The 10379-nt window shown below is 72.3% G+C and carries 9 protein-coding genes; 2 read left to right on the top strand and 7 right to left on the bottom strand.

From position 1 onward, the window contains the following. Positions 1 to 49: 49 nt before the first annotated feature. The 5 genes from AB0C36_RS41350 to AB0C36_RS41330 all read right to left on the bottom strand — a co-directional run bounded on the left by AB0C36_RS41350 (position 50) and on the right by AB0C36_RS41330 (position 4702). A complete protein-coding gene (locus tag AB0C36_RS41350; protein WP_358364519.1) occupies positions 50 to 865 on the bottom strand; it encodes an SGNH/GDSL hydrolase family protein in 816 nt (271 codons plus the stop codon). A gap of 140 nt (positions 866 to 1005) precedes the next feature. After that, on the bottom strand, positions 1006 to 2205 hold the full coding sequence (locus AB0C36_RS41345) for a cation:proton antiporter (RefSeq protein WP_358364516.1): 1200 nt from the start codon (positions 2203 to 2205) through the stop codon (positions 1006 to 1008). Between the two features lie 290 nt (positions 2206 to 2495). Beyond that, the gene (locus AB0C36_RS41340; protein WP_358364514.1) at positions 2496 to 2687 is read right to left on the bottom strand and encodes a hypothetical protein; all 192 of its coding nucleotides are present in this window, start codon (positions 2685 to 2687) and stop codon (positions 2496 to 2498) included. 148 nt (positions 2688 to 2835) lie between these two features. Beyond that, positions 2836 to 3891 (bottom strand): Hsp70 family protein, encoded by a 1056-nt coding sequence (locus AB0C36_RS41335; RefSeq protein WP_358364511.1) that lies wholly within the window; start codon positions 3889 to 3891, stop codon positions 2836 to 2838. Between the two features lie 454 nt (positions 3892 to 4345). Then, positions 4346 to 4702, bottom strand: a complete 357-nt coding sequence (locus AB0C36_RS41330) for a cupin domain-containing protein (protein ID WP_358364510.1) — start codon at positions 4700 to 4702, stop codon at positions 4346 to 4348. Positions 4703 to 4906: 204 nt separating this feature from the next. On the opposite strand from AB0C36_RS41330, the gene AB0C36_RS41325 reads away from it, so the two are divergent. Further along, positions 4907 to 6097: an amidohydrolase gene (locus tag AB0C36_RS41325; protein ID WP_358364508.1), complete on the top strand. Its 1191-nt coding sequence runs from the start codon at positions 4907 to 4909 to the stop codon at positions 6095 to 6097. A gap of 21 nt (positions 6098 to 6118) precedes the next feature. On the opposite strand, the gene AB0C36_RS41320 is transcribed toward AB0C36_RS41325, so the two are convergent. Beyond that, on the bottom strand, positions 6119 to 7594 hold the full coding sequence (locus AB0C36_RS41320) for an APC family permease (RefSeq protein ID WP_358364506.1): 1476 nt from the start codon (positions 7592 to 7594) through the stop codon (positions 6119 to 6121). Positions 7595 to 7657: 63 nt separating this feature from the next. Further along, entirely contained in the window at positions 7658 to 8875 is a 1218-nt protein-coding gene (locus AB0C36_RS41315) for an amidohydrolase (RefSeq protein WP_358364504.1), read from the bottom strand. Between the two features lie 154 nt (positions 8876 to 9029). Here AB0C36_RS41315 and AB0C36_RS41310 point away from each other — a divergent pair, with 154 nt between their 5' ends. Further along, positions 9030 to 9728 (top strand): GntR family transcriptional regulator, encoded by a 699-nt coding sequence (locus tag AB0C36_RS41310; protein WP_358364501.1) that lies wholly within the window; start codon positions 9030 to 9032, stop codon positions 9726 to 9728. Positions 9729 to 10379 lie beyond the last annotated feature (651 nt).

The following is a 10379-nucleotide window of genomic DNA, read 5'->3' as shown; positions in this document are numbered from 1 at the left end:
GGTGTCCCGGGGCGCGCGTGCGTGCGGCTTACATCCAGCGCTCAAGCGCTCATGCGGCGGCCGTGAGGACCGGCAGGTAGCCCAGCCGTTGGCCGTTCGCGTTGGGGTGGTACGACTCCTCGATCGGCCATGTCGTGCTGTGCAGCCACGGCGAGCCGGAGCAGATCTCGTGGCCGGTGAACGCCGGACGGATGTCCGCGAAGGTGAACCCCGCGTCGGCGGCCCGCTTGGCCATGACCGTGTTCAGCGTGTCGGCCGCGCCGTTGAGCGCCCTGCGCTTGGTGTCGCCGATACCGAACAGGCAGCCGCCGCCGATCTTGTACAGGCGCGAGTACCCGAGCACGACGACGTGTGCGTTGGGCGCGCGGGCTTCGATGGCCGCGTACACCTGGTCCAGCAGGGCGGGTAGCTGGTTCTCGGCGAACGTGCGGGCCTGCGCGACGGCGTTGAGGCACGCGCTCTCGGACTGCAGGACGCACGTGGTCATGATGCCCGCGAACCCGGCGTCGTTTCCGCCGATCGTGATCGACACCAGTTCGGTGGACGCGTTCACCGCGTTGATCTGGTTGGCGAGCACGTCGCCGGTCTTGGCCCCGGAGCAGGCCACGAAGGCGAACGAGGACGGGGCGTTCGCGGCGGCCCACAACGCCGGGTAGGCCCGCGTGCTGCGCTTGCAGTTACCGCTGGAGCTGTCGTAGCTGCCGGCCCCCAGCCCGGCCGAGTAGGAGTCGCCGAGAGCGACGTAGCGGCCGGTCGCCGCATGGGCGTTCGGTGCCGCGAACAGGACGCCGACGACGGCGAGGAGGAACGCGAGGACGGCGGACCAAAGGGCCGGTGCCGAGCGTAAGGCAGATTCTGGGCGCATGTGCGACCTCCGCTTTTGGGGACGGACGTCACATATGTAGCAGTGCGCCGAGATCCATAGAAGGAGCCAAACGGCTTTTGTTACCACCGAGTTCGCAGAACCTCACAGACCGGTCGGCCGGGCGGCGCCGATCGCGCCCGTCACGGCTCGCGCGCGAGCTCCGCCTTGCGCGGTCGTGAACCCGCGCGCAGCGCTGCGAACGCGACCCCGAGCGGTTCCGTGAAGCGCGCGGTGAGCGGCCCGACGACGACCAGGATCAGGACGTACGCGGTCGCGAGCGGACCCAGGTCAGGCTGGACGCCCGCGGTGACGGCGAGACCGGCGATGACGATGGAGAACTCGCCGCGGGCCACGAGCGCCCCGCCGGTACGCCACCGACCGCGTGCGGAGACCCCCGCGCGGCGAGCCGCCCAGTAGCCGGTGGCGATCTTCGTGGCGGCGGTGACGACCGCGAGGAGCAGGGCGGGTACCAGCACCGGCGGAATGTCGGCCGGGTTGGTGTGCAGGCCGAAGAACACGAAGAACACGGCCGCGAACAGGTCCCGCAGCGGGCTCAGCAGCGCATGCGCCCCCTCGGCGACCTCGCCGGACAGCGCGATGCCGACCAGGAACGCCCCGACGGCGGCGGACACTTGCAATTGCTGCGCGATGCCGGCGACCAGCAGCGTGAGGCCGAGCACGACCAGCAGCAGCTTCTCGGGGTCGTCGCTGGAGACGAAGCGGGAGACCGTACGCCCGAACCGCACCGCGACGAACAGCACCAGACCGGCGACCGACAGCGAGACGGCCAGCGTGACACTGCCCGCCGCGAGGCCCGCACCGGCGAGCAGCGCGGTGACGACCGGCAGGTAGACAGCCATCGCGAGGTCCTCGAGCACCAGGATGCCGAGGATCACCGGTGTCTCGCGATTGCCGACCCGCCCGAGATCGCCGAGCACTTTCGCGATGACGCCGGACGACGAGATCCAGGTGACCCCGGCCAGGACCACGGCCGCGACCGGCCCCCAGCCCAGCAGCAGCGCCATCGCCGCGCCGGGCGGCGCGTTGAGTGCGAAGTCGACCGCCCCGGCCGGGTATTGCGTCTTCAGATTGGCGACCAGATCGCTTGCGGTGTATTCGAGGCCGAGCATCAGGAGCAGGAGGACGACGCCGATCTCGGCGCCGACGGCGACGAACTCCTCGCTGGCCCCGAGCGGGAGCAGTCCGCCTTCGCCGAAGGCGAGGCCGGCCAACAGGTAGAGGGGTATGGGGGAGAAGCGCAGGCGGCCCGCGAATCGGCCGAGCAGGCCGAGGGCGAAGAGGATGCCGCCGAATTCGATCAGGAAGACGGCTCCGTGCATGCGTTCACTCCCTTTCCGGGGACAGCGGGGGTGGGGTGGATGGGCGCTCCAGAGGCAGGTCGGGTTCGGGATGCGGTGAATTCCCGCGAGGTGCGACGGCGCGACGGACAACGGCGCGCCGGGGCCGAACGCTGCCCGGGCGTGAGCGAGGGGAACCGACCCCTTCGGGCTCGGCACGTCGCAGCCCGGGCCGTGCGCGGTCCACGGTCCGTACCAACTACGGGTGGTGCTGTTCAGCTGGGGCTGCGCGCCGTATCGCCGCAGTCCGATACGGGGCGCGGACCGGCGTCCTACTGCTTGCCGCCCGAGCGCAGCGCGGCGAGGAAGTCCTCGACCTGGGAACGGTCGTAGCCGCGCCGCGTGATGGTGAATTGCGGCGCGTCGCCCAGCGGGCCGCCGTCGCCGCCCTCCAGGAACCGGTCGACCTGGGTGCGGTCGTAGCCGCGGCGCACGATGTCGAACCCCGGGAATTTGTCGGTCATGGCGTGTATCCCCCTGACGCAAGGCACGGGCAGTGTGCCGGCACGGCCATCATGACCAGGGGGAACCCGCCGGGTCATTGCCGGTTTCCGGCAACGTACGCGGCAGCTTCGCGCCGACGGCGCGTGCGGGGGAGCGGCAGGCGCCCGGTCAGTGCAAGGACCAAGCCCGCAGCGCCGCGCCGAGCGCGACCGCCTCTTGCGGGTGCGGTCCCGGTGTCACCGGCCGACCGAGATGGGCCTGCACGGCGTACGCCACCGCGGGCAGTTGGCTGCCGCCGCCGACCAGGAGCACGTGGTCGAGCAGAGCGGGCGCAACCGCCGCCTGCCGCAGAGCGGGAGCCAGCTGCGTGACGCAGTGGTCCACCAGGTGGGCGGTCATCGCCTCGAACTGCGGGCGGGTGACCACGAGGTCGATGTGCTTGGGGTCGCGGCGGTCGTTGACGACGTACGGGATGTTGATGGCCGCGCTGTCCTGCGTGGACAGTTGAACCTTCGCGGTCTCGGCGGCCTCGAACACCCGCTGCCACGACAGGGGTTCGTTGCGCAGGTCCACGCCGTGCGCCTGCCAGAACGAGGATCCGACGTGGTCGGCGACCGCCTGCGTCCAGTTCTCACCGCCCAGCGGGTGCGTGCCGCCGCCGAGCACGTTGGCCTCCCCGTCGACGAGGTCAAGGATGCTGACCTCCAACGTGAGCCCGCCGAGGACCACGACAAGAATCCGGGCGCGCGCCTCCTGATCCAGCCTGTACGCCGCGACCGCGGCCTGCGCGGCACCGAGCGTGCCGCGTACGTCGAAACCCGCGTCGCGTACCGCGTCGTGGTAGACGGCCCGCTGCGCCTCGTCCGCATGAGTCGGCACCGCGACGACGACGGGCACCGGCGACCTCGACCGCAGCCGCTTCTCGGTGGCGGCCTTGACGCCGGCCGCCACGTGCCGGGCCAGCTCGTACGGGGACGGGCCGAGTGCCGCGGTGCCCGGTTCCGGCACCAGCCCGGGCGGGAGCCGGAACGTGGCACCCGGGTTCGTGCCGGTCTGGCGCCGCGCGGCGGTGCCGACCAGCACCTTGCGCCCGTCGAAGGACACGAAGGACGGCGTCGTGCGCTCCTTCTTCCCGGCCGGGACGAGCTCGGCGCTCCGGTCGCCGCTCGCCGCGGCGAGGACCGCCTCGGTCGATCCCAGGTCGATTCCGACCGCGTGCGTCACAGCGCCTCCCCTCGCGGCGCCCGCATCCGGCCGCGGCCACCGGCATCACAGCACCGTAGGGCACGCCACCGTCGAAGATCGCGCCGACCCGCGCCGACCGGCGCCCGCACCGCGCTCCCGACCAACTGCGCGACGCGGGAGGCCCGGGGCGGAATCCCGGGCGGCCCGGGGGCACGTCGCGCACCTGCGCGTCCTGCGCGTCCTGCTCGGGTGGTTCGGGTGGATGCCGCGCCGGCCGCGCACGTCGACGACATGCGGGACCGCAGCGCGGACTTCGCGCGTCTGTGGGCCGATCTCGGTCGGGCAGGTCAGGGACCGGGTGTACGAACCACCGAATCCCGTGGCGGGCGACCCGACCCCGCACGGGGAACTCGTCCCGGTGCCGGAGGCACGGGTATGCCACGGGCTCGACGTGTTCTCCGTCGAGCCGGGTTCGGCGTTCTGACCGCGGCGCTTACGTGGGCTTCGCGTACTCGTGCATGTTGCCGCCGAAGTCGAACACGACGGCGGTCTCGTCACCCAGCACCCACGCGTCGTGGCCCGGGTCGCAGACGAAGACGTCGCCCGCGGACAGGTCCTTCTCCTCGCCGTCGTCCATGCGGATGTGCAGGCGCCCCTGGGCGACGTACCCGTTGTGGTGGAACTGGCAGCTCGCGGTGCCGGCGATGGGCCCGACGTCCTGCGACCAGCGCCAACCCGGCTCGAACCGCGCGACGCCGAAGTCCATGCCCTCCAGGCTCACCACGTCGAGGTGGCCGTGCGGCATGTCGCGGCTTTCGTCCGCCTGGTTGATCGAACGCACGGTGAGCATCTCGATCACCTCCTTCAGGTCACTTCCATCGTGCGCGCCGCACCGGGCTATTACGACAGGATCGAATAAAACGGGGCCAAAGCAACATCTAGCAGCAATACGCCATCCATCAGGGCCGCGCGGTGCCGCGGGCCGGGGACGGCGAACCCGCCGTCGTTTGGTATACCAGAGGCAGGACCCCGAGCAGACCGAGAGCAGGCCGACATGCACCGCCCGAGCAACGTCACCGTCTACCGCGACGTCCGTCCGATGGGCGCGCGGCCGGTCGAACTGGTCGTCGTCGACGGGGTGTTCGCCGCGTGCGTGCCCGACGGCGCGGTCGCCGAAGTGGTCGACGGCCTCGGGCGCATCGCCCTGCCCACGCTGGTCGACGCGCACATCCACCCGGACAAGACGGCGTTCGGCGAACCCTGGTATAGCCGTCGCCCCGCGGCAGGGCTTGCCGACTACGTCCGCGGCGACGTGGAACTGTACGAGGCCCAGCCGACCCGGGTCGGCGACCGCGCGCTCCGGCTGCTGTCGCACGCCGCCGCCCGGGGGACGCGCGCGGTGCGGGCCCACGTCGATGTGGCACCCGCGTACGGCCTCGACCCGCTCGACGGCGTCGCGGCGGCACGCGAGGCACTGCTCGGCGTGCTCGACGTGCAGATCGTCGCGTTCCCGCAGCACGGCGTGCGGCGGCTGCCCGGCGTGGTGGAACTGCTGGAGGAGGCCGTACGCGTGGGCGTGGCCGACGTCGTCGGCGGCCTGGACCCGGCGGGTTTCGACGGCGACCGGCAGGGCCAGCTCGACGCGGTGTTCGGACTCGCCGAACGCTACGGAGCCGCCGTCGACATCCACCTGCACGACACGGGCGAGACCGGCATGGGACCGCTGCGCGACATCTGCGCGCGCACCCGCGCCCTCGGCCTGGCCGGACGCGTCACGATCAGCCACGCCTTCTGCCTCGCCGGCCTCGCCGAGCGCGAACTCGACGAAGTGGCAAGGCTGCTGGCGGATTCGGGCGTCGCGCTGACCACCGCCGCACTCGGCGAGGCGACCGTACTGCCGTTCCTTGAACTGGGCGAGCGCGGCGTGCTCGTGGGGCTCGGCTCGGACGGCGTGCGCGACGCGTGGAGCCCGTTCGGCGACGCCGACATGCTGCACCGCGCCCACCTGCTCGGCCGGTGCGTCGACGCCCGGCTGGACGAGGAACTGGACGCGTGCCTGGCCCTGGCCGCGGACGGCGGCGCGGCACTCCTCGGCCTTCCCGCGGTCGACTTCACCCCGGGCTCTCCGGCCGACTTCATGCTCGTCGAGGGGGAGTGCGTGCCGCAGGTCGTCGTGGACCTGCCGCCGCGCGCGATGGTCGTGCGCGGCGGCAGGATTGTGGCCCGCGGCGGTGTGCCGGCCTGAGCCGGAGGCCACCGAGGCCGGTCAGTCGCGCTCGACGTCGACCTCGGTGAGCCGCGCGTACCGCTCGGGGTCGCGCCGCCGGATGCGCAGGGCGACAGCCGCCCCCGCGACCGCGATCACCGGCAGCGGAACCAGCAGCACCGCGTTGACCACGCCGGTCTTCCCGGTGAGCAGGTCGAAGTGCACCACCGCCAACACGGTCAGCACCACCAGCCCGGCGCACGAGACGAGCGGCGCCCACACCACCCGGAAGGCGGACAGCCCGCGCCGGTCCCGGCGGAAGAACGCCCAGACGGCCAGCGCGGCAAGGGCCTGCATCGCCATCACCCCGAGCACGCCCACGCTGTTGCTCCACAGGAACACCTCGGCGTACGGATCGGCGGCGAGCGCGACGCCGACACCGACGAGCAGCACGTTGAACACGCTCTGCGCGACCACGGCGCCGCTCGGCGACCCGTGCTTCTGCGACACCCGGCCCAGCGAGCGCGGCAGCAGGCCCTCGCGGCCCAGCGCGTACAGGTAGCGGGCCGCGGCGTTGTGGAAGGCCAGGGCGGAGGCGAACGCGCTCACGATGATGAGGACTTCCATGCTGTCCGCGAGCCACGTGCCGACGTGCGCACCCGCCGCGTTGAAGGTCAGGTCCGGGCCGTTGGCGGCCTGCGCGAGTGCCACCGACTCGTCGGTGCCGTACGCCCCCATGACCAGCCACACCCCGGCGGCGTAGAACACGGCGAGGAACCCGATCGCGATGAACGTGGCGCGCGGCACGGTACGTTGCGGGTCGCGCGCCTCCTCGGCGTAGATGGCCGTCGCCTCGAAGCCGGTGAAGGCACCGATAACCAGCACGAACATGCCCGCGATACCGCCGTGGGTGAGCGTCTCGGGGTTGAACGAGCCCAGGTCGAGCGCGTCGCCGCCGCGGTCCTTGAGGATGCCGAACTCCATCAGCAGCAGCGACAGCACCTCCAGCACCAGCGCGACCCCGAGCACCTTGGCGCTGAGCGTGACGCGCAGCCAGCCGAGGACGCCGGTGGCCGCGATGCAGATGCCGGCGAGCACCCACCACGGGATGTCGGTGCCCGCCCGGTCGTTGAGGTAGTTGGCGCCGAAGTAGCCGAACGCGGCGGCCACGCCGGGGGTGATGAGGTTGTACGCGACGACGGCGACGTAGGCGGTGGCCACGCCGAGCGTACGGCCGAGGCCGCGGGCGACGTACGCGTAGAACGCGCCGGCGTTGCGCACGTACCGGCTCATCGCGGTGAACCCGGCGGCGAACAGCGCGAGCAGCACACCGGACACGAGATAGCCCAGCGGCGTGCCGGGACCGCCGACACCGATCGCGAACGGGGCGACGCCGGCCAGCACGGTCAGCGGCGCGGCCGCCGCGACGACGAAGAAGACCAGGTCGGAAGTGCCTATCTGACCGCCGGCGAGCTTGGTGCCGGGTCTTTCGGCAAGCTCGTCCGCGGGCGCGGACACAGGGGCATGCGTGGTCACAGCGGATTCCTCCGGGGGCAGGGGCGCGCTGCGGCGCGGGTGGGACCAGAAGGGAAAAGGGAGTCAGTTGCCGTCGGAAAGCCGCGAACGGTCCCGGTGGTCGGCGGTGATCCGCCCGCCGTGCAGGACCAGCAGCCGCGCGGGGTGGGCGGCGACGGCTTCGGGGACGGACGCCGCGTCGACGACGACGAGGTCGGCGCGGCCGCCGGGGGTGAGGCCGTACCCGGTCAGCCCGAGTGCCGCGGCGGCCTCGTGTGTGGCCAGATCGGCGGCGCGGTGCAGGTCGGCGTCCGTCATCAAATCGCACTGCAAACCGACGATGGTCGCGCGCTCCAGCATGTCGCCGGTGCCGTACGGCCACCACGCGTCGCGGATGTTGTCCGATCCCGCGAACACCCGCACGCCGAGGTCGCGGAGCCGCGAGACCGGGGGAGTGGTGCCGGCCGGGCCGTTGGTCATGACGGCGACACCCGCCGCGGCCATCGCCTCAGCCGTGCGGTCGACCTCGCCCGCGTCGACCTGGCCGAGCGCGTACGCGTGGCTGACCGCGACCCGCCCGCCCAGTCCGAGCACGGCGGTACGCCGGGCGATCTCGCGCAACTGCGCGATCCCGTTCATGCCGCCGTCGTGCAGGTGGATGTCGATGCCGGCGCCGTGCCGCTCGGCGAGGCCGAACACGACGTCGAGCTGACCGGCCAGGTCGCCGTCGAAGCCGACCGGGTCGAGCCCGCCGATCAGGTCGGCGCCCTCGCGCAGCGCGGCGTCGAGCAGGTCGGCGGTGCCGGGAGCGGTGACGATGCCGCTCTGCGGGAACGCGACCAACTGGATGCCGATGATGTCGCGGCACGCCTCGCGGACCGCGAGCAGCGCGTGCAGGCCGTCGAGTCCGATGTCCGGGTCGATGTCGACGTGGGAGCGTACGTACCCGGTGCCGAGGGCGGCCATCCGGTGCGCCAGCGCGGTCGCCCGCTCCTCGACCGGCACGGCGATCCGGCGCCGGATCTCGCGTTCCGCGGCGATCTGCGACCGGAGATCACCGGCCGGCACGTGCGGGCGCCAGGGTGAGCCGAGAAAGGTCTTGTCCAGGTGCGCGTGCCCGTCCACGAAAGCCGGCATGAGCAGCACACCGCCCAGGTCCACGACACCCGGGCCGACCGGGCCCGGGACGTGGTCGCGGATCTCGGTCACCAGGCCGCCGCCCAGGTGGACGTCGGCGAGTCGGCCGTCGGGCAGCGTCGCGCGGCGGAGCACGGACGGCACGGCGTTGGCGGCGGGGGGCATGGCACTCCTGAACTAGGTGGGCGGCGGCCACCGTAACTGGTATACCGAATACCAAGCAATGCCCCTCGGGGGAAAATTCTCCGGTCCGGAACCGATCTGGAATGATCGGGTCACCGACCGCGCCGGCGCCCGCAGCCACGTCTGGAGTACGCCCATGAGTCCCCGTGCCACCGCCGACCGTCCGAGCATGGGCGACGCGCACCGGTCGCTCCGGGACCAGGCGTACGTCGAACTGCGCGAGCGCATCATCGAGGGCCAGTACGCCGCCGGCCACCGCCTCGTCGAACGCGAGATCGCCGAGGAACTCGGCGTCTCCCGCATCCCGGTCCGCGAGGCGATGCAGCGGCTGGAGACCGAGGGGTTCATCAGCATCCAGCCGCGCAAGGGCGCCGTCGTCGCGGACTTCGGCCCCGAGGACGCCCGGCACTTCTTCGCGGTACGCGAATCGCTCGAGGCGCTCGCCGCCGGTCTCGCCGCCGAACACGGCACGGACGCCGAACTGCGCGCACTGGAACGCATCCTCGACCGCTCACGCCGCGCCGCCGAGGCCGGCCGCCTGCGCGAGGCGGTGGCCCTGAACGCCGACTTCCACCAGCAGATCGTGGACATGTCGGGGAACCCGTTGCTCAAGGACCTGATGACCCCGCTCGACGGCCGCCTGCGCCGCCTCTTCCGGCTCACCTCGACCCCCGAGGACGGCGCGGCAATGTGCGGCGAACACGAAAAGCTCTACGCCGCCATCGCCGCCCGAGACGCAGCAAAGGCATCCGAACTGGCCCGCACCCACGTCCTCGGAACCCACGCGAACACCCTCACCATGCTGCAAAGTTCAGCACCAGAAGCGACAACCTGACCTCCCCCTGGCCGAAAGCCACGCCCCAACACAGGAGTTCCCGCCCACGCCCACCCCACCCAAAGGCCGGCTCCACCCCCGCGACCGCCCCGCCCCACCTACCCCCGGGCCCGTTCCACTCCGTGCGACCTATCCGGACCCGTTCCGCTCCACCCCACTTACCCCCGGGCTCGTTCTGTTCCCCACCACCGACGCCCAGGCCCCGTGCCGCTCCCCAGGAACCCCGACCCACCCTGCCCGGAGACAGGCCCCCGCCCCGGGAGTTACGGCTCCGCACGACCTACCCCAGGCCCGCTCCGCTCCGCGCGACCTATCCCCGGGCTCGTTCTGTTCCCCACCACCCACCCGTGGGGTCTGTTCCGCTCCCAGGGACCCCGCCCCCACCCCACCCGGAGACAGGCCCCCGCCCCGGGAGTTACGGCTCCGCACCACCTACCCCAGGCCCGCTCCGCTCCGCGCGACTTACCCCACCGGGTCTGTTCCGCGTCGTTGAGTTGCCGTCCCGGAAGACCTTCACGGGCCTGGTCCGTCCGTGTCGGTGCCGCGCCCCCACGCGGCCGGAGGCCGCCGGAAGGTGTCGGTATGTCTCCGTGATCGACGAGCGCAGCGAGGAGAGCGGCCGGAGGCCGCCAAGCAGACTTTCCTGCGCCG

It is taken from the genome of Streptodolium elevatio (assembly GCF_040649515.1).
Classification (GTDB): domain Bacteria; phylum Actinomycetota; class Actinomycetes; order Streptomycetales; family Streptomycetaceae; genus Yinghuangia; species Yinghuangia elevatio.
The sequence above is the reverse complement of the archived record's forward strand: the minus strand, read 5'-3'. Positions and strand labels throughout refer to the sequence as shown.

What these genes read in the sequence shown, in the direction of transcription:
- AB0C36_RS41350 (WP_358364519.1), bottom strand. Translation starts at nt 865, where the DNA reads ATGCGCCCAGAATCTGCCTTACGCTCGGCACCGGCCCTTTGGTCCGCC.
- AB0C36_RS41345 (WP_358364516.1), bottom strand. Translation starts at nt 2,205, where the DNA reads ATGCACGGAGCCGTCTTCCTGATCGAATTCGGCGGCATCCTCTTCGCC.
- AB0C36_RS41340 (WP_358364514.1), bottom strand. Translation starts at nt 2,687, where the DNA reads ATGACCGACAAATTCCCGGGGTTCGACATCGTGCGCCGCGGCTACGAC.
- AB0C36_RS41330 (WP_358364510.1), bottom strand. Translation starts at nt 4,702, where the DNA reads ATGCTCACCGTGCGTTCGATCAACCAGGCGGACGAAAGCCGCGACATG.
- AB0C36_RS41325 (WP_358364508.1), top strand. Translation starts at nt 4,907, where the DNA reads ATGCACCGCCCGAGCAACGTCACCGTCTACCGCGACGTCCGTCCGATG.
- AB0C36_RS41315 (WP_358364504.1), bottom strand. Translation starts at nt 8,875, where the DNA reads ATGCCCCCCGCCGCCAACGCCGTGCCGTCCGTGCTCCGCCGCGCGACG.
- AB0C36_RS41310 (WP_358364501.1), top strand. Translation starts at nt 9,030, where the DNA reads ATGAGTCCCCGTGCCACCGCCGACCGTCCGAGCATGGGCGACGCGCAC.